The following is a 24,763-nucleotide window of genomic DNA, read 5'->3' as shown; positions in this document are numbered from 1 at the left end:
TCAGCCGAACTTCCCGGTGATGTAGTCCTCGACGCGCTGGCTCTCGGGATTCTCGAAGATCTTGTTGGTGTCGTCGAACTCGACGAGTTCGCCACCCGTGAGGAAGACCGCCGTCTTGTCGGAGATACGGGCGGCCTGTTGCATGTTGTGGGTGACGATGACCACGGTGTACTCGGTGGCCAGTTCCTCGATAAGGTCCTCGATCTGGGAGGTGGCGATGGGGTCCAGCGCGGAGGCGGGTTCGTCCATCAGGACGACCTCCGGATCGACGGCGATGGCTCGCGCGATACAGAGCCGCTGCTGTTGCCCGCCGGAGAGGTCGAGTGCCGACTCGTCGAGGCGGTCCTTGACCTCGTCCCACAGTGCCGCTTTCTTCAGGGACTCCTCGACGACGGCGTCGATGTCCTCGGTCTTGTCCTGGATCCGCAGGCCGTAGGCGACGTTGTCGTAGATGCTCTTGGGGAAGGGGTTGGGATGCTGGAACACCATCCCGATCCGCCGGCGAAGCGCGACGGGGTCGACGTCGGCGTCGTAGACGTTCTTGCCCTTGAAGGTGAGCTCACCCTCGACGCGAGCGATATCGATGAGGTCGTTCATGCGGTTGATACACCGCAGGAACGTCGACTTCCCACAGCCCGAGGGGCCGATCATCGCGGTCACCTGGTTCTCGGGAATCTTCAGGCTGATGTCCTGCAGTGCCTGGGTCTCGCCGTAGAAGACGTCCAGGTTCCGGGACTCGATGACCGTCCCGGCCGCGGTGGGTTGTTCGCGGGCACGCTCGTCGAGACCGCCCGTGCCGGGCTCGGTCTCGACGAACCCGCTGTCGTCCGATTCTGTCTCCGTGTCGCTCGCCATGTTCTGTGTCATTAGTCAGCCTCCTGTTGGTATTTGTTGCGCACGAGGATCGCGACGGAGTTCATCGTCAGCAGGACGATGAGCAGCGTCACGACCCCGGCCGCGACGACTCCGTACCGGAAGTCCGCAGAGGGTTGGAACGCCCAGGCATAGATCTGCATCGGCATCGCGGAGAGTTTGCTCAGTATCCCCGACGGTGGGGTGAACTTCGTCGTCGCCACACCGACGATGATCAGCGGCGCGGTTTCGCCGATAGCACGGCCCAGTGCCAGGATCGTCCCGGTCAGGATCCCCGGGAGCGACCGCGGCAGGACGACGTTCCGGATCGTCTGCCAGCGGGTCGCTCCCATCCCGTAGGACGCTTGCCGGAGCGAGTCCGGCACCGAGCGGATCGCCTCCTGTGCCGAGATGACGACGATCGGGAGGATCAACAGTGAGAGCGTCATCGACGCCGTCAGCACCGTCCCGACGCCGAACCCGCCGTAGGTCACCGGGCCGAACTGAGCGTTGATGTTGACGAAGACACCCAGGCCCAGGAGCCCGTAGACGACCGACGGGACGCCGGCCAGGTTCGAGATGTTGACGTTGATGATCCGGGTGAGCGAACCGACCAGTCCGCTCGACGGAGCGTACTCCTCCAGGTAGATCGCCGTCCCGACGCCGAAGACGAACGTGAAGACGCTGACCAGCGAGATCAGGAACACCGAACCGATGATCGCCGGGTAGAGGCCCGCTTCGGCGGCGTTCGTGATCGCCGGTGGACTGGTGAGGAACTGCCAGTCGAGCCACGGCGAGGGCTGTGTCGCGCCGATGGTCGTCACGACAGTCTCGCCGAGCAGGAAGCCGACGACCGCGACGACGGGCAGCGCGAACGCGGCCCACCGATCGCGCTGGCGGACGGTATTGGCCGCCGCGAAGCCGACCGGGAGGCCGAACATCACGAGGCCGATGAGCCAGACGGAGCGTGTGATCGCCGGTACCGTGTCGATCACTGGGACGCCGGCGATCGCCAGGACCGGGAGCGCGGCGCCGGCGAGGGCGCTCCGGCGGCGGTCGAGACCGAGTCGCTCGTGGGAGAGGACGGCGACGACGCCCGATGCCGGCAGGAGCAGCGAAAGGAAGTAGATGCCCGGACCGCCCAGCATCGCGCCGACGCCCGACAGGGGACCGAGTGCGAGGGTCCCGACGATCGGTCCGAGGACGACGGTCCCGAGCATCCCCAGGCCGACCCAGGTTGCCCCCCGGTCGTACTGGCCGTAGACGAACAGGCCGAGCGTGGGCCCGACGACGGTCAGGAAGTACGCGAACCAGATAGCCGGCGAGGCGATGATATCGAGGATGATGACGGCGGCGACGGTCAGCATGAGGCCGCCAAGTGTCAGACTGAACAGTTCGAACGCACCGGCGACGACCGACGGTCGCGTCCTGGCGTACAGCCCGAAGCCCAACAGCGGGACCAGCAGCGTCCCGGTGTAGGTCAGGTACCACTCGATGCCGGCGCTGTCCAGGCCCAGTGCGTCCCAGAAGACGTAGGCCAGCAACACGCCCAGCGCGAGGATACCGACGATGGACGCGACGAAGGCGACGGTTTTGAAGACGATACCCTTGATCCGGCTGACCTCGCCGAACTCCGACGGTGTCTGTGTCTCTGTCGCCATTACTCGTAGACCTCCCGGTAGCGACTCGCGACGATGTTGCTCACGATGTTCATCGACAGCGTGATGACGAACAGCGTGATCCCGATGGCGAACAGTGACTTGTACGCCGTCGAGCCACCGGTGAGGTCACCACCCACGATCTGGACCATCGAGGCGGTCATCGTCGCGGAACTCTCGGCGTACAGCCCCAGGATGTCGCCCGGTGCGACGTAGGGCACGCCGAACGCGGACCTGACTGGTGGGATGTCCGGGGGCTGAGACCCGGCAGCGACCACGACGGCCATCGTCTCGCCGATAGCCCTGGAGATCGCGAGGATGAACGACGACGCGATACCGGAGACCGCCGCCGGCACGACGATAGTCACCGAGACGTTGAACTTCGTCGCGCCGAGGCCGTAGCCGGCCTGACGCAGCGAGTCCGGCACCGAACTCATCGCGTCTTCACTGATCGAGGAGACCATCGGGATGATCATGATGCCGACGACGATCGACGCCGAGAGCGCGTTGAAGAGCCCGAGCGTCGGGAGTCCAAGCCCCAGCGTCGCGTTGACCGTGTTGATGAGAACGTTCAGTGCGGGTGTGATGTAGACGAGCGCGAAGTACCCGTAGACGACCGTGGGGACGCCGGCCAGCACTTCGAGCATCGGTTTCAGGATCGATCGCGTGCGCTCGCTCGCGTACTCGCTGAGATAGATCGCGGTCAACAGACCGATCGGCAGCGCGAGGATCGCCGCGCCGAACGTGATGAGGAACGTTCCCAGCACGAGGGGTAACACGCCAAAGGAGATGGGTTCGAGGTTCGGCTGGAACGTCGTCCCCGTCAGGAAGTCCATGATGGGGTACGCCGCGAAGAAGTCCGCGGCGTCGAGCACCAGGACTGCGACGATACTGACGGTCGTAAGGACAGACAGCACAGCACAGCCCGCCAGGGCATACTTGTAGGCCGACTCCCGGACCGTCCTGAATCCCCGGTCTCCCGATAGGTCCGGGGTCTGTCCCTCGTTGCTCATCGTGCTCGTTGGCTCCTATATCGGGTCGTGGCAAAAAGGACTCGAAGTGTATCCATAGTTCTATTGTGTCTGTATAGCTGGCTATGATTCGACCGGCAGCGGCGGTGGCTTACTGGACCTCGTCGATGACGCTGTTGAGCGCGTCCAGTTCGGACTGCATGGCCTCCTCGGTCTTGGGGACGTAGCCGACCTCGTCGGCGATGAGCGAGGAGTTGGCGCTCTGCTCGACGTAGTAGCGGGCGAACTCCGCGACGTGTTCCTCCGCGAGTGCTCCTTTCCTCGGGTAGGTGAACAGCGGGCGCGAGAGCGGCGTGTAGGATCCGTCTTTGGCGTTCTGGAGGGACGGCTCGACGCAGCCGTTGCCGTCGTCGATAGCGAGTGCCTTCACCGCGTCGGTGTTGCTCTGGTAGTACGCGAAGCCGAAGTAGCCGATACCGTTCTCGGACTGCTGGACGCCCTGGAGGATGATGTTGTCCTGTTCGGTGGCCTCGTAGTCGCTGGTGTGGTTGGCCTCCTCGCCGAGGATAGCCTCGTTGAAGTAGTCGAAGGTCCCCGAGGTGTCGGCAGCGCCAAAGCGGTTGATCGGCTGGTCGGGCCAGCTACTGTCGACGTCCGACCAGTTCGAGGCGCCGTCCGCTTCCCAGATCTGGCGTAGCTGTTCGGGGGTCATGCAGTCGACCCAGTCGTTCTCGTTGTTGACGATGACCGTCACCGCGTCGGTCGCGATGTTGATCTCGTGGTACTCGACGTCGTTCTCCGAGCAGAGGTCCTCCTCTTCGGCCTTGATGGGGCGCGAGGCGTTGTTGAAATCCGAGTTGCCGACACAGAAGTGGTTACTGAAGCCACCACCCGAACCCGTCGGCGAGACGCTGATGTCGACGTCGCTGTGCTCCTGCTGGAACCGGTTGGCGACGGCGACCGCGACGGGGTAGACCGTACTGCTTCCCGTGATCGTGATCTCGCCCGAGAGGCCGCTCGATCCGTCACCGGAACTCCCACCGTCGCCACCGCTCCCCGAGGGCCCTTCCGTACAGCCGGCCAGGGCGAGCGCACCGGCGGCGCCAGCACTTGTCAGAAATGTACGACGCGAGATGCCGCGAGTCGGTGAGTCCGTCATCGTCGGTATGGAGACTAGGGATGAGTAAGTACGCTACTATGATTGCTATATCTGGGTACCCACTCTATATAGCCATACGTATGAGAAATTGTGATATTTAGCACTAATTCACAGTTATAGTACCATTAAGCGGCCGCTGGAGACTGAATTCGGGAGAATTGGTGCATGGATTGTCTGTCGCGAACGCGCCGCCCGTGGACCCGGCTCAGTCCATCCAGAACGGCCGAATGTGGCCGTGAGCGGGGTCGTGGCGCTATTTATCGGTCTGCTGATGGCAGTATATAGATTGAGATGGGTTTATGGTGGGCTAGGGACGATATCGAGGTACATGGAGACACGCAAGGTGCAGGTGACCGGCGGCTCGACGTACACCGTCTCGCTCCCGAAAGACTGGGCCACGGAGAACGGCGTCAGTGCGGGCAGTGTCGTCGAGTTCCACGCGGAGGACGATCTCCTGCTGCTGGCGCCCCAGCGCGACGACGACCGCGTCGAGGGGACACTCGACGTCAGCGGGCTGGACAACCGTCACGAACTCACGCGCGCGGTGATGACGATGTACGTCAGCGGGTTCGACGTCATCCGACTGGAGGCAAATCGCATCACGGCCGAGCAACGACGGATCGTCCGTGACGCGACACAGGGGCTGGTGGGCCTGGAGGTCATCGAGGAGACGACCGACCGCGTCGTCTTGCAGGACCTGCTGGACTCCTCGGAACTGTCGGTCCACAACGCCATCACCCGGATGCGCCTGGTCTCGCTGACGATGCTCTCCGACGCCGTCGAGGCGCTCATCGAGGACGACGACGACCTCGCTCAGGACATCATCCAGCGCGACGACGACGTCGACCGACTCTGGTACATGGTCTCGCGGGTGTTCCGGACCGTCCTCCGGAACCCGACGGCGGCCAACGAGATCGGCTTCCCCCGCGAGACGGTCTTCGACTACCAGTCCAGTGCCCGACAACTGGAACGGATCGCCGACCACGCGACGAAGATCGCCGGCCTCTCCCGCGAGATCGGCGAGGTCACCGGCGAGACAGCGGAACTGCTCCGGGAACTCGAATCCGAGGCGACGACGGTCTCGGAGACCGCGATGGACGCGCTCCTGGCCGACGAGAGCGACGAGGCCGTCGAACTGGCCAACGACGCCAGGGCACTGATCCCCGGTGTCGACGAGACGGCCCGCGAGGTCGACAGCCAGGTCAGGGAACTGGACCCCCAGAGCGCACAGATCCTCGGCCGTGTCGTCGACTCGCTGTCCCGGACCGCGGACTACGGTGGGAACATCGCCGAGAGCGCCCTGCAGAAAGCCGCGCCGCGGCCTTAATCGTAGAGGCGTTCGAGCGCTTCTCTCGCGCCGGTCTCGGTCTTGAAGTATCGCCGGTCTCCGTCGGGTGTCCGAACCGCGTAGTCGTAGGTATCGCTCTCCGGGTGGTACCAGCGGTCTGCATGCCGGGTGAGAGTCTCGTGGCCACCGTCGGCGGCAGAGGTGGCGGCCGTCTCCGGGACGCCGTCGGTCGCAGCGACGAGGAGGTCTCTATCGACCGGATAGTCGCGGGGGATACCCGTCGTGACGTCCTCGTTCCGACTCGCTTTCAGCGCCTCGCGCATCAGGATGCCCTGCGTGTTGACGACAGGTTCGCCGTCGCCGGGGTACTGCTGGTCGTAGCTCCCGTCGGCGTTCATCGTCCAGCGCTTGCGGTTGTCCGACAGCATCAGTTCGAGGACGAACTTCAGTTGCCGGCGGATGTCGGGGTCCTCGACCGGTGTGACGGCTTCGACCCGGCTGTCGAGGTTACGCGTCATCCAGTCTGCGCTGCCGATGTAGTACTCGGGTGTGCCGCCGCCTTCGACGGTCTCGCCGGGTGCTGGCGCACCGTTCCGGAAGTAGAAGATACGCGAGTGTTCGAGGAACCGTCCGACGACCGAGTGGACGCTGACGGTCTCGCTCACGTGCTCCAGCCCGGGACGGAGTCGACAGATGTCCCGGACGACGAGGTCGATTTCGACACCCGCCATCGCGGCCCGGTACAGCTCTTCGACCATCTCGGTGTCTTCGAGGCCGTTGACCTTCACGACGATGCGAGCAGGTCGGCCGGCCTGGGCGTGTGCGGCTTCCCGGCGGATACAGCGGGTGAACTCCCGGCGCATCGTCACCGGCGCGATCAGGAGCTTACGGAACTCCTCGTCCAGGCCCGGGCCAGTAAAGGAGTTGAACAGCGTCACCAGGTCCTGCCCGATGTCGCGGTCCGCCGTCAGCAGGCCCAGGTCGACGTATCCCTTCGCGGTCTCTGAGTGGTAGTTCCCGGTGCCGACGTGGGAGTACAGTTCCACGCTGTCGCCCTCCTCGCGGACGACCAGCGCCGTCTTGGTGTGGGTCTTCAGTCCGATGGTGCCGTAGGCGACGTGGATGCCGTTCTCCTCGAGCCGTCGCACCCATTCGAGGTTGTTCTGTTCGTCGAAGCGGGCCTTCAGTTCCACCATCACCGCGACCTGTTTGCCGTTCTCGGCGGCGTCGATGAGCGACTGGATCACCTGGGAGTCGCTGGCGGTCCGGTAGATGGCTGCTTTCACCGCCAGCACGTCCGGGTCTGTCGCGGCTTCCGAGAGGAACCGCTGGACGGTGGTCCCGAAGTCGTGGTAGGGATGGTGCAACAGGATGTCGCCACGGTCGATGTGGTCGAAGATGTGGCCGTTCGGGTCGTCGTCGTCCTCGAACGGAGAGCGGTCGCCGTCGTCGAGTCGCGGGTGGGGCTGTGGCGCCCAGGGTTCGAGTTTGAGCTCCGGCCGGTCCAGCTCGGTCAGGGAGATGAACTCACGGTAGTCCAGCGGCCCGGCCAGGTCGTAGATCTCCCGTTCGTCGAGGTCGAGCTGTCGCTTGAGGGTCGTCCGGATACGGGGATGAGCGTCGCGTTCGATCTCCATCCGGACGACGGTCGCGAACCGGCGCTGTTCGAGCACCTCCTCGATCATCTCGATGAGGTCCTCGGCGACCTCCTCGTCGCGCCGAACCTCGGCGTTGCGGGTCAGCCGGAACAGTGCCGAATCGACGACGTCGACGTTGGGCAACAGCAGGTCGAGGTTCTGCTCGATGACGTCCTCGACGAGGACGTAGCGGCTCTCGTCACCGATCTGGACGAGTCGTGGCCGGTTGGGCGGGATCTTCACGCGCGTGAACGTCGGCTCCTCGGTCTCGGGTTTTCTGGTCAGTACCGCGAGCGAGAGCGACCGGTTCGAGATGAACGGAAACGGGTGGGCCGGGTCGAACGACAGCGGGGTTAGCGTCGGCAACACGGACTCCTCGAAGTACTCACGCATCCGTGACTGCTCGCCGTCGCTCAGGTCCTCGTAGTCCAGGATGTGGATTCCCGCGTCGGCCAGTGTCGGCCGGAGCATCGACCGGTAACAGTCGGCCTGTTTCTCCAGCATCGGCCCGAGCGTCTCGTGGACTTCTGCCCACTGTTCCTGTGGCGTCCGTCCGTCGGCGGTTTTCTCGGTGATGCCGGCCTCGATCTGCTGTTTCAGCCCGCCGACACGCTTCATCACGAACTCGTCCAGGTTTCGGGTGACGATGGCCAGAAACCGCACGCGCTCCAACAGCGGGTTGCGCTCGTCCAGTGCCTCGTGCATGACCCGGCGCTGGAACGAGAGTTCGCTCAGCTCGCGGTTGAGATACAGCGAGGGGTCCTGCAGGTCGATGTCCCTGTCGGGTTCGAACGGCTGTGGCAGGTCCTCGGCCATGTCACTGCGGAACCGGCTGGCGGCGAGGGTCGACGATACTGTCCTCGGAGCGGCTCTGGTAGGTTTTAGGCGGGTCGACGGTGATCAGTTCGTCGGCGGTGGTGTCGTAGGCGGTCAGCTGGCCGCCGTAGACACAGCCGGTGTCGAGGCCGACGGCCCAGTCGGAGACCAGCGGCTCGGAGAGGACGGTGTGGCCGAAGAAGACACGGGGCGCTTCGCGGCGCGTCTCGAACCAGTAGGGACGGTCGTAGCTCCCGTCCGGGACGAGCGACCGGTTGTTCAGCAGTTCCGTCAGGTCGTGTTCGACGAGTGGTTTCCGGTGGTCGACGCCGCCGTGGACGACCATCGCATCGTCCCAGGAGATGATCACCGGCAGCGACTCGATGAACGCCAGGTCGGCCTCGGTGAGCGCGTCGATGGACTTGCGACCGTCGATGAGTTTCTGTTCGTTGTTCCCGCGGACGCTCAAGAGATTCTCGCGCTCGCGGACCAGGTCGACGACGCCCTTGCTGTCGGGCCCTTTCCTGACCAGATCGCCGACGATGACGACCAGTTCGTCGTCGGCCGGGGCCAGTTCCGCGAGCAGTCGTTCGAGGGTCCCACGACAGCCATGGACGTCGCCGACGACGTAGATGGTCGCCCACTGACTGCTGTCGATGCGTGTGTGCTGTGCGTCGATAGTCGGATTGAGCGTTGGCGTCGAAACCATGTGGGAACTCCCGCCCGAGGGGGCGCTTGCCCGTAGTTGGATAGAATCCACTTAACGGGTTTATAATAGCGATATATATCCGTATAGACGGCTACGTTGGCGATCCGTGAGGGCCGAACGGCGCGACTGACTGCTGTCGCTGGTCGCTCGGGAGACGCGAAAAAACGGTCGCTGTGTTACTCGACGACGACGGCGTTGACCTGCCCGTCCTGTCCGGGGCGGGACGTGACGCGGGCCTGGCCCTCGGTGGTGTCGATGATGGCGCCCTTGGTGATGATGTTCCGCCGGGCGTAGTTGGGGTTCGAGGGGTTCTCGACGACGTTCTCGATGGTCGCCTCGTGGGTCGTCGCCCCGTCGGCGACGCTGGCGATGTCGGTCGTGACGGCGCGGACCTTCTGTGTGTTGCCGCGCGAGTCGACGACCTTCAGTTTCGGCTCGCCGACCTGGGTCTCGGTCGATTCGGTGCCCAGTTCGTGCTTCTTCTTCTTGTGGTTGGGCCGTCGTCGGCCACCCGTCCGCTTGCGTGGGGAGCGTCCCTGGTCTTTCATACTCCAGAGATAACCCAGGGTACACTTGAACCGTTCGATGCCGACTCGGGACCGTAACCGGTATGGCTGCCCCGGTCCCCGCAGGGAACGATGAGTCTGAAGACGGCCGTCGCGGCCCCGTTCCGCCAGCGCGGGACCGACCGCATGGGGGAAAGCGAGTTCGTGGTCGCGCTCTCGCTGGACCGGGACTGGTTCTCGCCAGATCAGGCCAAGACGCTGGTCGACGTCGCCGAGGGTGAGGGGTTCGTCGACCGGGACGGCGACGACCTCGTCGTCCAGTTCGATCCGGGCACGGTCGAGGTGCCCGACGGCTTCGTCCCCTCCGAGGACGTCCTCCAGTCGCGGTCGACGTTCGAGCGACTCCTCGACGCCGTGGTCGCGACCGGTGTCGAGAAGCGAACGGCCGTGGGCGACATCAACGCACTCCAGTCCGACGCTGGCCTCACGCTGGAGGCGGCGGCAGTCCTGTACGCCCACGGCAAGGGTGTCGACGTGACCGATCTCGCGGCCGAAGTACGGGAGGAACTCTGATGGTCGAGGACACGATCACCGACGGGAAACGTATCGGGCAGCTACTGGCGTCGGAACTCACCGGCCTCGAACGGGGTCCCCTCGCCGACGTCGCCGTGGCCGAGGCCGATCCCGACGTCGAACCGACCGCCGACGGGGCGTTCGCCTATCGGGTCACGCGTGGCGACGAGACGATCGGGACGGTCCGCGTGACGCCCTCGACAGCACGACTGGAACTGACGACGACGGTCCGGCCCGACGTTCCCGACCACGCGGCAGTCACCGTCGAACAGTCCGATTCGGGGACGGTCCTTGTCGCCCACAGTGGCGCCGCTGTCAAGCAACTCGTCGACGTGATCGCGGCGACCGACGAGGATTAGGCTCGGCCCGGTTCCGCCAGTACCTGCGAGGTCCAGGCGATGAAGCCGGTGAGGACGAGCGCCGAGCCGACGAACGCCAGTCCAGCGGCGGCCAGCATCACGGGGAGCATGAATCCGATCGGTTGCCCGAGCGCCATCACGATGGGGGCGACCACGATCAACAGCGCACCGGCGGCCACCGCCTGTCGCTGTCTACGGGTCAGTTCGATCCCCAGCTGGAAGCGGCTCCCCGACGGTTCGGGGGCTGCAAGCCCGAGACAGAACAGCGGGACGGCGACGAACACGAGTGTGGCAGCGACGGCGTTCGCCCAGAGTGCCCACTGCCCCGACGTCGGTGCGACGGAGAGGCCTGCCCCGACGAACAGCAACGCCAGCCCGCCGACGAGTCCGACAGGGCGGAGCCGCGGGTTCTCGATCGCTTCCCCGATGTCAGGTAGGGTGTCGGCGACGTGGCCGACGTCCAGGGGCGTGTCCATACCGGCGGTATATTGATTATCTCACAAATATCCGCCCCTCTGATTATCATGTCTGATATCGGTCCCGAAGGCAGAAGGAAACGTTTGTACTCCCCCCTCGCGGGACCGTACGTATGCAGTTCTTCGAGCGCCTCGGCGACCGTATCGACGCCGTCGACAGCGTGGTTTCGGTCGGTCTCGACCCCGATCCCGACCGCCTGCCCGACGCCGTCGCGGACGCCGACCTCCCCCGGTTCCAGTTCAATCGCCGTATCATCGACGCGACCCACGACCACGCCGCCTGCTACAAGCCCAACGCCGCCTTCTACGAGGACCCGGACGGTTGGCGTGCACTCCGGGAGACCATCGCGTACGCACATGGGAAGGATGTCCCCGTCCTGCTGGACGCCAAACGCGCCGACATCGGCAACACTGCCCGTCAGTACGCCCGGATTCTCGACGACGACGAAGGGCCTGCCGTCGACGCCATCACCGTCAACCCCTTCCTCGGACGGGACTCCCTGGAGCCGTTCCTCCAGTGCGAGGACAAGGGGATCTTCGTCCTCGGCCGGACCTCCAACCCCGGCGGCGCGGATCTCCAGAATCTCGAACTGGCCTCCGGCGAACCGCTCTACGAGCGCGTGGTCCACCTCGCCGACCTCTGGAACGACAACGGCAACGTCGGCCTCGTGGTGGGTGCGACGGCCCCCGAGGAACTCGAATCCATCCGCGAACTGGTGCCGGACATCCCCTTCCTCGTCCCCGGCGTGGGCGCCCAGGGCGGTGACGCGGAGGCAGCCGTCGAACACGGCCTCGCCGACGGTGTCGGCCTGGTCAACTCCTCGCGGGGAATCATCTTCGCCGGGGAGGAGGCCGCCGCGCGTGGCGCCGACGACGCCTTCTTCGACGCGGCCGGCGCGGCAGCGAAGCAACTCAAGAACCGGCTGAACCAGTACCGCTGACGCCTCGCTATCAGAACCGGTAGGTGTCGACGCCGTCCGGGAGGTTCTCGGGGTCGACCCGGTCACCGGGTCCGCCGACCTCCGCGCTACACTCGACACAGAGCCCGGTCTGGCGGTCCCAGTGGCGCTCACAGACCAGGCGGCCACAGCGGTCACAGGTGTGTTCGACGTCCGGCCGCTCGCAGATCTCGCAGAGACCGGCGACGCTCATGCTAACCGGTAGCACGGCGAGACGCTTGAACCCTCTGGCGGTGTCGGAGGCGAGACGCTTACGGTGCTCTGGGCCGAACGGACAGCCGTGCAGTACGACCGGCTCATCACGGGCGTCGCCGCGGTGTTCGCCGTCCTGACGGGCATGCTCACGGTGGTCGGGATACTCGTCAATCCCGCAGTGCTCTTCCTGGCGCTGATGTTCGGCGCGACCACGTACTTCATGTACTACCACGCCAGCGGCAAGATGGCCGCGAGCGTCTACGAGCGCGTCGAGAAGCGGGCCGCCCGGAACGCCGGGGGCGCACGGCGCGGCGGCTTCGGTGCCGGGCCACGGGAGGAGTGGACCCCACCACGTGACGGCAGTCGGTTCCGGGACGTCGCCCGCGAGGCGCGTCGGCGAGCGAACGGTCGCGGACGCGGACGACGGCAGCGCCAGGCGACCCAGCAGCGCCAGCGCACCCGCGCTGGAGGCGGCCCCAGCACCGCCGAGGCCTACCAGCGACTGGACCTCGATCCGGGCGCCGACGAGAACGCGGTCAAGGCCGCCTACCGGGAGAAAGTCAAGGAGGTCCACCCGGACACCGATTCGGGGACCGAGGCGGAGTTCAAACGGGTCAAGGCGGCCTACGAACAGTTGACCGACGATTAGTACCGCAACGGCCAAGCGCGTCCGTCCGCCACGATGGCGTATGTCCGAGGAGACGCCGCCGCTGGCGGTCGATATCGACGGGACGCTCACCGACGACCAGCGGGCGCTGGACCCGCGGGTGATCCCGGTCCTGCGGCACTGGCCCGAGCGCGTCGTCGTCGCCACCGGGAAGGCCATGCCGTTTCCGATCGCCCTCTGTGAGTTCCTGGGTATCGAACGGACCGTGATCGCCGAGAACGGCGGCGTCGTCTTCGTCGAGGCGACCGATTCGCTGGCACTCGTCGGCGACAAGGCGGCGGCCGACGCCGTCGCACAGGCATACCGCGAGCAGGGGTACGACCTCGGCTTTGGCGCCGTCGACCTGGCCAACCGCTGGCGCGAGACGGAGGTCGTGGTCCAGATCGACCAGCCGCTGGCACCCCTGGAGGCGCTGGCCGACGAGTATGGTCTCGTCGTCCTCGATACGGGCTACGCCTACCACGTCACCGACCCCAGCGCCGACAAGGGGACCGGACTGGCGGCGGTCTGTGCGGACCTGAACCGCCGACCCGAGGAGTTCCTGGCCGTGGGTGACTCCGAGAACGACGCCCAGTTGTTCGACGTGGCCGGGGAGGCGGTCGCGGTCGCCAACGCCGACGCGACCGCAAAAGACCGGGCCGACCGCGTGACCGACGGTCACTTCGCCGACGGTTTCCTCGAAGCGACTGCGCCCTATCGCGAGGAATCCGTCTGAGGGCTAGCCGCTCCAGCTACCGGCGAGGTCGTCGCTGGTGCGGTCGCGCCAGGTGCCGACGGCCGCGTCGCACTCCGGAGTGGTCTCGACGTGGTCGACGAAGCCGGCATCGGGCGAGGTGAACGTCGCGCCACAGAACGGACAGCGGTGTGGATCGTCCCAGGATTCGCTCGTTGCCATACCCGATTCTGGCTCGAACTGACACTTCAACTGAAACGGTAGCACGGAGTCCCCTTCCTCAAGCGCAAGCGAAGCGAGCGGTAGGGAGTGGAGGAGCGCGTTCGCATCGGCTAGAAACATTAACTAATAAGTAGCCACCATATCACATTGAACGTGTGGCAGACGACTACGTGCGTCGGACCGCAATCACGCGCCTCTCGGTACATGGTGAGCAACGCGAGTTGCTTGAGGAAACCATCTCCGAGTGGAAGCGCGGCTGCCAGATCGCCACAGACATGGCGTGGGGCAAGTGCAACGCCAAAAGCGACGTCCAACCCCTCGCCTACGACACCGTGCGAGACGAAACCGACCTCGGGAGTCAGCACGCGATCCTCGCCACCCACCAAGCCGCCCAAGCCATCACTGGCTGTCTCGAACGCCGGTCAAAAGGCAAGCAGGTCAGCAAGCCGACCTTCACTGCACCTACGGTGAGGTACGACACTCGGACCATGACGCTGTTTGATGACGACACAGTGTCCCTCTCCACCACGGAGAGTCGTGTCCGGTGTGAACTTGCTCTGCCCGACGCCGACGATGGCTACCAACGCCAGTACTTCGACTCGGATACGTGGAGCGTCACGGAAAGTTCACTCACCGCCCGCGACGGCGACTACTTTTTACACATTGGGTTCCGCCGACACAAGACCGATACCGAGCGCAACACCGCCGAGGACGGAACGGTCCTCGGGGTTGACCTCGGTATCGAAAACCTCGCCGTCACCAGCACTGCCTACTTTTTCAGCGGACGGGAGTTGACCCATGACCTCCGCAAGTTCGAGAAGATACGCGCCGGGCTCCAACAGACCGGGACGCGAAGCGCCCACCGGACACTCGAACAGTCGAGTGGCCGCGAGCTTCGGTACGTTCGTGACGTACTTCACCGGGCGTCAAACGCCATAGTGAACGAAGCACTCCGGTACGACTGTGACGTGATAGCGTTCGAGGACTTGACGGACATCCGCGACCGCACTGGCGCATCGTGGGGACACAAGTGGGCGTTCCGAACGCTGTACGAGCAAGTGGAGTACAAAGCCGAGGCGGAAGGAATCTCGGTGAAACAAGTCGGATCGGCGTACACGTCGACACGGTGCGCCGAGTGTGGATTCACGGCAAACGAGAACCGCCCGACTCGCACCGACTTCCGGTGTGTGAACTGCGGGTCGGAGGCGAACGCGGACTACAACGCGGCGAAGAACATCGGGATGCGGTATGTCCGTCGGGGCCAACAGTCGTCTCGGCGGACGGGCAACAGTCAGCTTGCCCTGAAGTCTGGAACTGTGACGCTGAGTGGCGGATTTACCGCCCACCCAGACGGGTTCGAGGCCGAGGACACGGACAAGCCCCACCCTCCACGAGCGAACCCGTCAGGGTGAGCGAAGTAGGGTGGGGTAGTTGACTGACCTAGTATTCTCATGTCGGAATTAGAACAACCCTCTTATATGCCGACTACATCGACTCCGGTAATGGCAATCCAGCAACCGACTGCAACCGACGCGTACCGCTGTCCCGACTGTCACGGCGAGATCGCCTTCGCCGACGGCTCCTGGGGATGCACCGACTGTACCTACGTCCCACGACACAGCGCGGACTGAACCGCGACTGACGACGACGTTTCCTGTGCGTGACACACCCATACAGTCCGCTCAATAGCCGGTAACGGCCCACAAACCCGGGGAAGGCTTTTATCTCGCCCTCTGTTACGGTCGCGCATGAGCCCCGACCGGGCCGTCCTCGAACGCGCCATCGACCGCGGCGAAGAGGAGGGCGGCAGCGTCGAGTTCAAAGAACGGCTCACGGAGAACCTCCACCTCTCGGAGGGTCGCCTGGAGTCACTGGCTGCCCAGCTGCGTCACCGCGTCCTCTCGGGCGACGGCGAGGCGACCTACGTCGTCGGCGTCACCGACGACGGCGGCATCGCCGGTATCTCGCCGGCTGAGTTCTCCGAGTCGATGGACGTGCTGAGCCTGCTGGCCGAGGAGGCTGGCGCCCACATCGAGGAGGTCCAGACGTGGGGCGTCGACGGCGTCGCCGACGACGAACGCGACGGCGAGTCACCGGACGGCATCGTCGGCGTCGCCACCGTCCGTGAGGGTGCGGTCCTCCAGGACGACGACCACATCGTCGTCGGTACCGCCGGTCACGTCGACCACGGCAAGTCCACGCTCGTCGGCTCGCTCGTTACGGGTGAGGCCGACGACGGCGAGGGGACCACGCGCGGGTTCCTGGACGTCCAGCCCCACGAGGTCGAACGCGGCCTCTCGGCGGACCTCTCGTATGGCGTCTACGGCTTCGACGAGGACGGACCGATCCGGATGGACAACCCCCACCGCAAGACCGACCGGGCTCGTGTCGTCGAGGAGTCCGACCGGCTGGTGAGCTTCGTCGACACCGTCGGCCACGAACCCTGGCTCCGCACGACGATCCGTGGGCTGGTCGGGCAGAAACTCGACTACGGCCTGCTGACGGTCGCGGCCGACGACGGCGTGACCGACACCACACGCGAGCACCTGGGCATCCTGCTGGCGACGGATCTGCCGACTATCGTCGCCATCACGAAGGCCGACATCGTCACCGACGAGCGGGTCGCCGAGGTCGAACGCGAGGTCGAGCGGGCGCTGCGCGAGGTCGACAAGACGCCGCTGCGGGTCGAACGCCACGGTGTCCAGACGGCCATCGAAGAGATCTCCGAGACCGTCGTGCCGGTCCTGACGACCAGCGCGGTCACCCAGGAGGGCCTCGACGACCTCGACGCCATGTTCGAGGCCCTGCCCAAGACCGCCGGCGAGGTCGGCGAGTTCCGAATGTACATCGACCGCACCTACAACGTTCAGGGCGTCGGTGCGGTCGCCTCGGGCACCATCAAGTCCGGCGAGGTCGAGGCCGGCGACGAACTCCTGCTCGGGCCGATGCAGGACGGCGCCTTCCGCGAGGTAGAGGTCCGTTCCATCGAGATGCACTACCACCGCGTCGACGAGGCAAAAGCGGGCCGTATCGTCGGTATCGCTCTGAAAGGTGTTCGCGAGGCCGACATCCAGCGCGGGATGGTCCTGCTGCCGAGAGATGCCGACCCGACACCGGTCCGGGAGTTCGAGGCCGAGGTGATGGTGCTGAACCATCCGACCCGCATCGGCGACGGCTACGAGCCGGTCATCCACCTCGAAACGATCAGCGAGGCCGGTGTCTTCCACCCCGAGGACGGCCAGTTGCTCCCCGGCGACGCCGGAAAGACACGCGTCCGGTTCAAGTTCCGGTCGTATCTGGTCGAGGAGGGCCAGAAGTTCGTCTTCCGCGAGGGCCGCTCGAAGGGTGTCGGGACCGTCACCGACGTGACGCCGGCGGAGTAGCTACTCCCCGAAGAGCGCGTGGAGGACGCGTGATTCAGCTTTCCTGAGATGTTCCGCGGCCGTACTCGGCGCACAGTCCAGCGTGTCGGCGACGGCCTCGTGGCTCGCTTCGCGGGGGACGTCGTAGTAGCCCAGCGAGAGCGCCGTCTCGACCGCCTCGCGCTGGCGCTCGCTGAGGTGGGTCTCGACGGCCGCCGAGAGGCGCCCCAGGCCGCCGACCCGCTCGATGGTCACGTCGATGGGGTCCGGAACGGTCTCGACGGCGGCCTGTAACTCGGCGTCGGGGCCGAACAGCGAGAACGACACCGTCCCGTCGGCGTTGTACTCGACGGGCGGGACGACCACGAGCGTGCTCCGGTCGAGCGGGCCGAACAGATCCTGGAGCGATTCGGTGGTCTCGTCCTCGATGTAGGCGTAGAACGCGTCGTCGCCCGCACGGGCCGTCTCGAAGTCGACGACTGGTGGGACCTCCGCGACCGCGGCGACGAACGCGTCGTGGTCGCCGACGACGTAGTGGAGGATGCCGAACGCCTCGCCCGTGAAGTTCCACTGCAGCGCCGTCGCTCGCTCGACGAACGGCGCGTTCGCCATGACGTCGTACATCGGGTGGATAGCGGCCTCGTCGCCGTCCGCGGTGATCCGGACCCGGACGTGTTGCATACCAGCCAGTTCACGGTCCCGGTATAAACCTCCCGGGCCAGTCCGGCAGTAGAGCGAGGATCCTGTGACGACTACGAACTAGTATGCGCGTGTTCATCACCGGCAGCACCGGCGTGGTCGGTCGTCGACTCGTCGCCGAACTCACAGCCCAGGGACACGACCCCGTCGGCCTGGTCCGGGACGACGCCGGCGCCGAGACCGTCCGCGAGGCCGGCGGACGCCCCGTCCGGGGCGACGTGCTGGAACCGGGGACCCTCCAGGAGGCGATGCCCCAGCGGATCGACGCCGCCGTCCACGCGGCCACGAAGATCCCGACCGACCAGCAGCCCAGCGACGAGGACTGGGCACTGAACGACCGGGTCCGACGCGAGGGCGCACGGAACCTCGTCGACGCCGCGACCGACGCCGGCGTCGAGCAGGTCCAGTTCCCGAGCGTGGTCTGGCTGGCCCGACAGCCCGACGGGTCGGCCTTCGACGCGACCGACGACCGGCACCCCACCCGGACCACGCAGTCCGCGGCCGACGTCGAGGACTTCCTGGATGCTGCCGGTGCGGAGCACGGCTTCGACGTCGCCATCCTCCGACTTGGCTACCTCTACAGCCACGACTCGGCACACCTCAGCCAGTTCGCCGACGGACTGCTCGATGGGGATCTCCCCATCGTCGGCCGCGGACTGTTCGGCCGCCGCGACGCGACGCTCTCGTGGCTCCACGCCGACGACGCGGCGACGGCGTTCGCGGCGGCCATCGAGCACGGTGTCGGTGGCACTTACCACGTCGTCGACGAAGAACCGATCACGCTGGCCCGGTTCCTCCGCGCGCTCGCCGAACGGCTCGACGCCCCCGAGCCGAGTCGCGTCCCGGCCTGGCTCGCCCGGTGGTTCGTCGGGGCCGACGCAGTCCGCCTGCTCTCGCGGTCGATGCCGACGAGCAACGACCGGTTCCGTGCGGCGACCGACTGGGAGCCACAGTACAGGACCTACAGGAAGGGGCTCGATCAGATCCTCGACCAGTGGACGGCAGCAGGGCGTTTCGAGACGCTGGCGAACGAGCCGACTGTCACGGCCGATTGAGATTCCCCTGTGACCACCCGTCGACTGGCCGTCGCTGCCGTCGCTATCGCCGCGACGGCCATCTCGACGACGGTGACCGACGGGCTGAGGACCGTTCTCGCTGTGACGGCACTCCGCCGCGAGCGGGGCTAGCAGCGCCGGTTAGGTACCGCCTATTTTACTGGCGGTCACCAACCGTCGAACGACTAGCATGAATCTTCTCCTCTTCGGGGCCACGGGCCGCGCTGGACGCCACATCCTCGACCTCGCCCTGGCCGACGACCACCAGGTGACCGCCTTCGTCCGTGATCCGTCCCGGCTGCCGCTCGGCGTCTCGGTCATCGAGGGCGACGTCACCGACGCCGACGCTGTCGCTGCTGCCGTCCCCGGCCACGACGCCGTCGTGAGCGCCCTCGGACCGGACGATGGCGACGACACGGCTGCGCTGACCGACGGACTCGGAAACATCGTCGACGCGATGGAGGCAGTCGACGTCGATCGACTCGTCGCCGTCAGTGCCGCCGGAATCCTCCAGGCGACGCCTCGACACCTCCGGCTCGACACCCCCGAGTTCCCCGTTCGGCTCCGAGATCTCGCGGCCGCCCACAGGACCGTCTACGAACGGCTCAGTGACTCCTCGCTCGACTGGACGCTGGTCTGTCCGCCGTTCATGCCCGACGGCGCGCCGACCAACCACTACCGGACGGAGACGGCGTACCTCCCCGACGGCGGCCAGTCGGTCTCGGCTGGCGACGTCGCTGCCTGTGTCTACGAGATCCTCCGTTCGGACAGTCACCACCGCGAACGGGTCGGTATCGCCTACTGATAGGGAGTAGCGTCGCAATCCATAGATCTCGCCGAGGAGATCGGATCCCGGCTCCCGGTCGGAGTGTGGATTTCGCCGACCGGCTACGCTACTCCCTATGACCGTCGAACCCGAAGCTCTCGGCGAGGACGTCCTCGCTGGTCTCCCCGACGACGTGAGTGTCCCCACCGACGACGTCGATAGTGACCTGTGCCGGTGCGAACAGTTCGACCGGCAGTTCCGCGAAGTCCCAGTCGACGTCGTCGAAGACGCCAGCCAGCGGGCGGCCGTACTCGCCGGCGGCGACGGACGCGACCTCGTCGAACCGGTCGAACGACTCGTCGACGGTCAGGTGTACCTCCGCGCCGTAGGCCAGCGCGTCGGTCGTCCGGGCCATCGCCGTCTCCTCGTCGCCGGCGACCGGTGCGACCGGAGCGCTGGCGTTGGCCGACAGCACGGAGACCGGGTCGAACCCGAGTTCGGCCAGCCGGAACACTGCGAGTTCGGCCGCCCGTGCCGCGGCGACGACGCTGCCGGTGACGCTGGCGGTCGCGAACGTCGGCAGGAAGACGCCGGTCTCGGGGACGCCCGTCCGTTCGGCGACGGCCTCCGCGACGGCCTCGTCGGGCAACTCGTCGGATTCGACCGCCAGGACGGCGAAGTCCGCCTCCTCACGGTAGCCGATCCGTCCGAAGATGTCCTCCTCGGCGACGAGTGCACGGGCGGGCCCGCTGCCGAGCCCCTCGAAGTCCTCGGTCGCGAGCTCCCAGCCTCCCTTCTGGGAGCACAGCAGGGCCAGCGCCGGGTGATCGGTCGACAGTTCGACGTGTGTCAGCGGCGCGCCGTCGACACTCCCCATCGTGGACTGGACTGTCGCCAGCCCGGCGGTCTGTATCTCTGCGAGTAGAAGTCCGGCCTCGACCGCGCCGGGGATCTCGACCCCGAAGTCGAGTACGGCGGCGTCCCCCTCCAGGGCGTGGACGTCGATCGTCAGCTCCTCGGCGAAATCGATGGCCTCGTCGATCAGTTCGGTGGCCATCCGGTTGAGACTCTCCATACCGCCAGCCTTGCGGGGGACGGGTAAACAGCTTCCCCCTCGGATCGATCAGTCGACGACGACGAGCTCGGCGTCGTCCTCCTCGACGGGGACCAGTTCGTCGTCGGCCTCGGGGACGAGGACGATCTCGCCTTCCTCGCCGGCGACGAGGACGATCTCGCCGCCGTGGCCGGTGTCGTCGTCGGTCGTGGCTGGCGGCAGCCCACGTGCTGTGATTGCTTCGGCAGCCACTGTCCCGGGTGCCGCACGGACGCGCTCGCGTTCCCCGGTGGTCTCCTCGGGCGGTTCCAGCTCTATCGGGTCGCCGGCGAGTGCCGCCGCGGCGACCGTCCCAGGGGCGGGTCGGATCAGTCGGGTGGTGTCGGTCATATCCAGCACTCCTTACGAGTAGATTCGTCCGGAACCAACGTAAATAGCGACGGCTGTTCTCGCCGCCTGGGAACCGCTCTGTCCGCGGATTCTCACGTTTCGGGCTCACTCGCGGCCGCACGTCCCAGTTGCTCCTCGACGGCGTCGACCTTCTCGCTCGCCCGCTGCTGGACCGTCCGCTTGTCGTCGATCTTCAGGAAGGTCTCGACCCGGTCGCTCTGCTCGCCGACGGCCTCGTGGGCGGCGTGGGCGGCCGCGAACAGTTCATCGGAGTCTTCGGCCTCGATGATCGTCCCCATCGGCGTTGTCTGGTAGTCGACGTCGAAGTCCTCCAGCGCCGCGACAGCGTCGGCGACGTACGGCGCCATACTATCCTCGACGACCGGTGCGACGGACAGGAAGCCGATACAGGTCATGGGGGGATGGTCGAACGCGGCGGTCCTAACACTGTTGTTCGCTAGCGCTCACTTCACTTCGGCGTCGAGGTGGGTCTTGTACGCGTCTCGAATCCGCTTCGGTGTCCGGTACCCCCACCACTCGCCGAACAGCGTCGTACCGATAAACAGTGCGACGAACACTGCTGCGATCGACTTCGAGTCCGTTGCGTCCACGACATCGAGGGTGCGGTGGAACCAGAACAGATCCGTCCACGGCGACGTCTGATGGATGTGTCTGAGTTGCTCGGTCGCCACGGGACTGACCTGGTGGAGGTCCGGCAGCATCGCCCACCCACCGCCGACCAGTGTCAGCGTCCGTGGGTACCACGACGCCGGGACGAACAGCGTGACGAGGAGCGTGGTCACCGCTGCACCGAACGCGAAGTGAGCGATGGCCATGGACATGACTCTCCGTAAGCACGGTGGAGGGATAAGGATTACAGACCGTCGAGGCGTTCGCTACGCTCGCCAGATTGTTCGTCGTAGAACTGCGCTGGTTGGGAGTGAGCAATCGCGGGGCGATTGCGATCCTCGACGGACTCTAGTGATCGTCGGCATTTTTCGATAGATACGACTGAGATGGCAGGAGAGATCATGAACAGGTCTCTCTCAGAACGACGACTGTGCGAGATTACATTTATATGTGGCGGCCAATATTGCGAATCTCAATGGCTCTAAACGCGATTTTGTGTGGCTGTTTCACTCCACCCACCGCTTCTCTACGTATTCCTTAAACGCGATTAGAGTACTTTGTTGGCCTTTTAGATTGGTTAGAGCGGGTTTCTTTGGCAGTCTACCTAACTATACAAAACTTCTGAGGATCACTACCGTCCGTCGGTGTTTGAACCGGACCCAGACGGTCCTGCTCGTCTCACTGTGTTCGACTGCGCGGGCTGCGACTTCCAGGGCTCAAATCCCAGTACTGCATTCACCGCATACAGGACGCGGCGCGACGAGACGCGCCGCTTGAACGTTGAATTTTGGAGAAGTGCGCTGGCTGGGATTTGAACCCAGGTTGTGACCATGGCAAGGTCACGTGATACCACTACACTACCAGCGCTCACTGCGTTCGCCCTGACCCTCGCGGCCGTTCCACGCCCGCTCGGTACCAGCGCGCACTGCGCCTCTCTGCATCCCAATCTGGCGAGGGTGATAGTAAAAAGCCTTCCGCTTTCCGGGGAAAACCGTGCGAAGTGAGGGCATCCGACGCCCGGATTTACCGGGGTGATCGTGGGGCTCGCTCACGTGGGGAGGACTTTCGGAAGCGGCAAACAACTGGTAAGCGATTCCTGTGTGAACGGCAGTGATGGACCATGTGAACGCGTCTCAACGCGCGCGTGAAGCGGGGTATTTTTAAGCCCGGGAAGGGGACGTATCGGCACAGTCTAGTGGCGCGACGTGGAAGCGTCACGGCATGACGACCAGCGTACTCGTGCCGTCTTCGCTCACACGCGAAGCCGAGGACAAACGCGAGGCGACTCGCAAACTCGGATACGTGGCCCGTGCGGCCACGGTGTTCCGGGTCGACCGGCTGACCGTCTTTCCCGACCCCGACGGGGCGGGAAAGTTCGAAGACGGGTTCGTCGAAACCGTGCTGCGGTACGCCGCGACACCGCCACACCTCCGAAAGGAGATGTGGGGCAAGCGGGACGAACTGGAGTACGTCGGCGTCCTGCCGCCGCTCCGCGTGCGTTCACAGACCGGCTCCGGATCCGAGGGTTCGGGGTCGTTAAGACAGGGAATCGTGACCGAGGTCGGAGCTGATGGGCGCGTACGGGTCAATTGCGGACTGCAACACCCGATCTCCCTCCCCGTTCCGGACGGTATGGAACCGGGAGCAGGGGAGCGCGTGACCGTCAGGGTCTCTTCGCGACGGCCGGTCCGGGCGAAACTCGTCGACGCCCCCACCACGGGGTTCGACGTCGTTTCCGCGGACCTCGATACGGCACTCTCGCGTGACGACGCCGGGCTCACTATCGCGTCATCGCGATACGGTGAGCCGGTTTCGACGGCGCGGCTCGGCCAGGTGGTCGAGCGACGCGACGCCGCGGGCGGCATGACAGTCGCCTTCGGCGCACCCGAGCGCGGGTTACCGTCGATACTCGACGTGGACCCGGACGCCGCCGGGGGAGACCACACCGACGATCCAGCAGGGTTCGACCTCTGGCTGAATACGGTTCCGAACCAGGGCAGCGAGGTCGTGCGAACGGAAGAAGCACTGTTCGCCTCTCTCGCCTGTCTGACCCTCACGGAGTAAACGAATGCCACAACCAAGCAGACCACGCAAGGGCTCGATGGGCTTTGGCCCGCGCAAGCGCTCGACGAGCGAGACGCCTCGCTTCAACAGCTGGCCGTCCGACGACGGGCAGCCGGGCGTCCAGGGGTTCGCCGGCTACAAGGCGGGCATGACACACGTCGTGCTCGTCAACGACGAACCCAACTCCCCCCGCGAGGGGATGGAGGAGACCGTCCCGGTGACGGTCGTCGAGACGCCGCCGATGCGCGCTGTCGCCCTGCGAGCCTACGAGGATACGCCGTACGGTAAGCGTCCGCTGACGGAGGTCTGGACCGACGAGTTCCACTCGGAGCTCGACCGGACCCTGGACCTGCCGGAGGACCACGACCCGGACGCTGCAGAGGAACAGGTACGCGACGCACTCGAGGCCGGTGAGCTGGGAGACGTCCGTCTCATCACGCACACCGTCCCCGACGACGTCCCGAACGTCCCCAAGAAGAAGCCCGACGTGATGGAGACTCGCGTCGGCGGCGGCTCCCTCTCGGACCGCCTGGACCACGCGCTCGACCTCGTCGCCGACGGCGGCGAGCACTCGATGAACGACGTCTTCCGCGCCGGTGAGTACACCGACGTGGCAGCCGTCACCACCGGGAAGGGGACCCAGGGTCCCGTCAAGCGCTGGGGCGTCCAGAAGCGGAAGGGCAAACACGCCCGCCAGGGATGGCGCCGACGGATCGGCAACCTCGGTCCGTGGAACCCATCCCGCGTGCGCTCGACGGTCCCCCAGCAGGGGCAGACCGGCTACCACCAGCGCACCGAGCTGAACAAGCGCGTCATCGACATCGGCGAGGGCGACGAGCCCAGTGTCGACGGCGGGTTCGTCAACTACGGCGAGGTCGACGGCCACTACACGCTCGTGAAGGGCTCGGTGCCCGGTCCGGACCAGCGACTGGTTCGCTTCCGGCCCGCAGTGCGTCCGAACGACCAGCCGCGCCTCGACCCCGAGGTGCGCTACGTCTCCACGGAATCGAACCAGGGATAATC

29 protein-coding genes and 1 tRNA gene are annotated in these 24,763 nt (G+C 65.8%); 14 read left to right on the top strand and 16 right to left on the bottom strand.

Translation table 11 applies throughout. The features are described 5' to 3' along the window. The 4 genes from pstB to Hhyl2_RS09555 all read right to left on the bottom strand — a co-directional run bounded on the left by pstB (window position 1) and on the right by Hhyl2_RS09555 (window position 4,649). Entirely contained in the window at window positions 1-867 is an 867-nt protein-coding gene (pstB, locus tag Hhyl2_RS09570; protein ID WP_483550512.1) for a phosphate ABC transporter ATP-binding protein PstB, read from the bottom strand. Continuing rightward, window positions 867-2,513, bottom strand: a complete 1,647-nt coding sequence (gene pstA, locus Hhyl2_RS09565) for a phosphate ABC transporter permease PstA (protein WP_483550511.1) — start codon at window positions 2,511-2,513, stop codon at window positions 867-869. Before pstA ends, pstB begins: the two co-directional genes overlap by 1 nt. Then, entirely contained in the window at window positions 2,513-3,523 is a 1,011-nt protein-coding gene (pstC, locus tag Hhyl2_RS09560; protein WP_483550510.1) for a phosphate ABC transporter permease subunit PstC, read from the bottom strand. The genes pstA and pstC overlap by 1 nt, the downstream gene beginning before the upstream one ends. A 109-nt stretch (window positions 3,524-3,632) precedes the next feature. After that, the gene (locus tag Hhyl2_RS09555) at window positions 3,633-4,649 is read right to left on the bottom strand and encodes a PstS family phosphate ABC transporter substrate-binding protein (RefSeq protein WP_483550569.1); all 1,017 of its coding nucleotides are present in this window, start codon (window positions 4,647-4,649) and stop codon (window positions 3,633-3,635) included. A gap of 319 nt (window positions 4,650-4,968) precedes the next feature. On the opposite strand from Hhyl2_RS09555, the gene Hhyl2_RS09550 reads away from it, so the two are divergent. Then, the gene (locus Hhyl2_RS09550) at window positions 4,969-5,967 is read left to right on the top strand and encodes a PhoU domain-containing protein (protein WP_483550509.1); all 999 of its coding nucleotides are present in this window, start codon (window positions 4,969-4,971) and stop codon (window positions 5,965-5,967) included. Here Hhyl2_RS09550 and ppk1 read toward each other — a convergent pair. The 3 genes from ppk1 to Hhyl2_RS09535 all read right to left on the bottom strand — a co-directional run bounded on the left by ppk1 (window position 5,964) and on the right by Hhyl2_RS09535 (window position 9,638). Further along, window positions 5,964-8,381, bottom strand: coding sequence for a polyphosphate kinase 1 (ppk1, locus tag Hhyl2_RS09545; protein ID WP_483550508.1), 2,418 nt, complete (start codon window positions 8,379-8,381; stop codon window positions 5,964-5,966). The genes Hhyl2_RS09550 and ppk1 overlap by 4 nt on opposite strands. Window position 8,382: 1 nt before the next feature. Beyond that, the gene (locus Hhyl2_RS09540; RefSeq protein ID WP_483550507.1) at window positions 8,383-9,090 is read right to left on the bottom strand and encodes a metallophosphoesterase family protein; all 708 of its coding nucleotides are present in this window, start codon (window positions 9,088-9,090) and stop codon (window positions 8,383-8,385) included. A 176-nt stretch (window positions 9,091-9,266) separates the two neighbouring features. Further along, window positions 9,267-9,638, bottom strand: coding sequence for a 30S ribosomal protein S8e (locus Hhyl2_RS09535; RefSeq protein ID WP_483550506.1), 372 nt, complete (start codon window positions 9,636-9,638; stop codon window positions 9,267-9,269). Between the two features lie 90 nt (window positions 9,639-9,728). On the opposite strand from Hhyl2_RS09535, the gene Hhyl2_RS09530 reads away from it, so the two are divergent. Both Hhyl2_RS09530 and Hhyl2_RS09525 read left to right on the top strand, forming a co-directional pair. Further along, a complete protein-coding gene (locus tag Hhyl2_RS09530; protein ID WP_483550505.1) occupies window positions 9,729-10,169 on the top strand; it encodes a DUF2240 family protein in 441 nt (146 codons plus the stop codon). Next, complete coding sequence (locus Hhyl2_RS09525; RefSeq protein WP_483550504.1) at window positions 10,169-10,528, top strand: DUF7993 family protein; 360 nt, start codon at window positions 10,169-10,171, stop codon at window positions 10,526-10,528. The genes Hhyl2_RS09530 and Hhyl2_RS09525 overlap by 1 nt, the downstream gene beginning before the upstream one ends. Here Hhyl2_RS09525 and Hhyl2_RS09520 read toward each other — a convergent pair. Further along, window positions 10,525-11,004, bottom strand: a complete 480-nt coding sequence (locus Hhyl2_RS09520) for a hypothetical protein (protein ID WP_483550503.1) — start codon at window positions 11,002-11,004, stop codon at window positions 10,525-10,527. The genes Hhyl2_RS09525 and Hhyl2_RS09520 overlap by 4 nt on opposite strands. A 113-nt stretch (window positions 11,005-11,117) precedes the next feature. Between Hhyl2_RS09520 and pyrF the strand changes: the two genes are divergently transcribed. Further along, entirely contained in the window at window positions 11,118-11,945 is an 828-nt protein-coding gene (gene pyrF, locus Hhyl2_RS09515; protein WP_483550502.1) for an orotidine-5'-phosphate decarboxylase, read from the top strand. 10 nt (window positions 11,946-11,955) lie between these two features. On the opposite strand, the gene Hhyl2_RS09510 is transcribed toward pyrF, so the two are convergent. Next, complete coding sequence (locus Hhyl2_RS09510; protein WP_483550501.1) at window positions 11,956-12,156, bottom strand: hypothetical protein; 201 nt, start codon at window positions 12,154-12,156, stop codon at window positions 11,956-11,958. Between the two features lie 87 nt (window positions 12,157-12,243). On the opposite strand from Hhyl2_RS09510, the gene Hhyl2_RS09505 reads away from it, so the two are divergent. Then, window positions 12,244-12,807, top strand: coding sequence for a J domain-containing protein (locus tag Hhyl2_RS09505; protein ID WP_483550500.1), 564 nt, complete (start codon window positions 12,244-12,246; stop codon window positions 12,805-12,807). A 40-nt stretch (window positions 12,808-12,847) separates the two neighbouring features. Further along, the gene (locus tag Hhyl2_RS09500; protein ID WP_483550499.1) at window positions 12,848-13,540 is read left to right on the top strand and encodes a phosphoglycolate phosphatase; all 693 of its coding nucleotides are present in this window, start codon (window positions 12,848-12,850) and stop codon (window positions 13,538-13,540) included. Between the two features lie 3 nt (window positions 13,541-13,543). Here the strand turns inward: Hhyl2_RS09500 and Hhyl2_RS09495 are convergent, their stop codons facing one another. Then, on the bottom strand, window positions 13,544-13,720 hold the full coding sequence (locus tag Hhyl2_RS09495) for a DUF7501 family protein (RefSeq protein ID WP_483550498.1): 177 nt from the start codon (window positions 13,718-13,720) through the stop codon (window positions 13,544-13,546). Window positions 13,721-13,875: 155 nt separating this feature from the next. Between Hhyl2_RS09495 and Hhyl2_RS09490 the strand changes: the two genes are divergently transcribed. The 3 genes from Hhyl2_RS09490 (at window position 13,876) to Hhyl2_RS09480 (ending at window position 17,103) form a co-directional block, all read left to right on the top strand. Beyond that, on the top strand, window positions 13,876-15,132 hold the full coding sequence (locus tag Hhyl2_RS09490; RefSeq protein WP_483550497.1) for an RNA-guided endonuclease InsQ/TnpB family protein: 1,257 nt from the start codon (window positions 13,876-13,878) through the stop codon (window positions 15,130-15,132). Window positions 15,133-15,222: 90 nt separating this feature from the next. After that, a complete protein-coding gene (locus tag Hhyl2_RS09485; RefSeq protein WP_483550496.1) occupies window positions 15,223-15,351 on the top strand; it encodes a hypothetical protein in 129 nt (42 codons plus the stop codon). Between the two features lie 117 nt (window positions 15,352-15,468). Beyond that, window positions 15,469-17,103 (top strand): GTPBP1 family GTP-binding protein, encoded by a 1,635-nt coding sequence (locus tag Hhyl2_RS09480; RefSeq protein ID WP_483550495.1) that lies wholly within the window; start codon window positions 15,469-15,471, stop codon window positions 17,101-17,103. Here Hhyl2_RS09480 and Hhyl2_RS09475 read toward each other — a convergent pair whose 3' ends face one another. After that, window positions 17,104-17,763, bottom strand: a complete 660-nt coding sequence (locus Hhyl2_RS09475; RefSeq protein ID WP_483550494.1) for a helix-turn-helix domain-containing protein — start codon at window positions 17,761-17,763, stop codon at window positions 17,104-17,106. Between the two features lie 83 nt (window positions 17,764-17,846). Between Hhyl2_RS09475 and Hhyl2_RS09470 the strand changes: the two genes are divergently transcribed. Genes Hhyl2_RS09470 through Hhyl2_RS09460 form a run of 3 tightly spaced genes read left to right on the top strand, consistent with a single transcriptional unit; the run spans window position 17,847 to window position 19,641 of the window. Continuing rightward, window positions 17,847-18,836, top strand: coding sequence for an NAD-dependent epimerase/dehydratase family protein (locus Hhyl2_RS09470; protein ID WP_483550493.1), 990 nt, complete (start codon window positions 17,847-17,849; stop codon window positions 18,834-18,836). A gap of 9 nt (window positions 18,837-18,845) precedes the next feature. Further along, a complete protein-coding gene (locus tag Hhyl2_RS09465; protein WP_483550492.1) occupies window positions 18,846-18,968 on the top strand; it encodes a hypothetical protein in 123 nt (40 codons plus the stop codon). A gap of 58 nt (window positions 18,969-19,026) precedes the next feature. Then, on the top strand, window positions 19,027-19,641 hold the full coding sequence (locus Hhyl2_RS09460; RefSeq protein ID WP_483550491.1) for an NAD(P)-dependent oxidoreductase: 615 nt from the start codon (window positions 19,027-19,029) through the stop codon (window positions 19,639-19,641). An 88-nt stretch (window positions 19,642-19,729) separates the two neighbouring features. Here the strand turns inward: Hhyl2_RS09460 and mch are convergent, their stop codons facing one another. From mch to Hhyl2_RS09435, 5 genes are all read right to left on the bottom strand, one after another. Then, window positions 19,730-20,677, bottom strand: coding sequence for a methenyltetrahydromethanopterin cyclohydrolase (gene mch / locus Hhyl2_RS09455; RefSeq protein ID WP_483550490.1), 948 nt, complete (start codon window positions 20,675-20,677; stop codon window positions 19,730-19,732). 48 nt (window positions 20,678-20,725) lie between these two features. Beyond that, window positions 20,726-21,046 carry a hypothetical protein gene (locus Hhyl2_RS09450; RefSeq protein WP_483550489.1) on the bottom strand — a complete coding sequence of 107 codons (321 nt, stop codon included), beginning with the start codon at window positions 21,044-21,046 and terminating at the stop codon, window positions 20,726-20,728. A gap of 92 nt (window positions 21,047-21,138) precedes the next feature. Further along, window positions 21,139-21,462, bottom strand: a complete 324-nt coding sequence (locus Hhyl2_RS09445) for an MTH1187 family thiamine-binding protein (RefSeq protein ID WP_483550488.1) — start codon at window positions 21,460-21,462, stop codon at window positions 21,139-21,141. A 48-nt stretch (window positions 21,463-21,510) separates the two neighbouring features. Continuing rightward, complete coding sequence (locus tag Hhyl2_RS09440; RefSeq protein ID WP_483550487.1) at window positions 21,511-21,888, bottom strand: hypothetical protein; 378 nt, start codon at window positions 21,886-21,888, stop codon at window positions 21,511-21,513. 584 nt (window positions 21,889-22,472) lie between these two features. Beyond that, window positions 22,473-22,543, bottom strand: a tRNA-Gly gene (locus tag Hhyl2_RS09435). A gap of 354 nt (window positions 22,544-22,897) precedes the next feature. Here Hhyl2_RS09435 and Hhyl2_RS09430 point away from each other — a divergent pair. Then, the gene (locus Hhyl2_RS09430) at window positions 22,898-23,740 is read left to right on the top strand and encodes a putative RNA uridine N3 methyltransferase (RefSeq protein WP_483550486.1); all 843 of its coding nucleotides are present in this window, start codon (window positions 22,898-22,900) and stop codon (window positions 23,738-23,740) included. A gap of 4 nt (window positions 23,741-23,744) precedes the next feature. After that, entirely contained in the window at window positions 23,745-24,761 is a 1,017-nt protein-coding gene (gene rpl3p / locus Hhyl2_RS09425; RefSeq protein ID WP_483550485.1) for a 50S ribosomal protein L3, read from the top strand. Window positions 24,762-24,763 lie beyond the last annotated feature (2 nt).

This window comes from Haloarcula sp. H-hyl2 (assembly GCF_056934385.1).
This window is presented reverse-complemented; position numbering and strand designations above follow the sequence as displayed.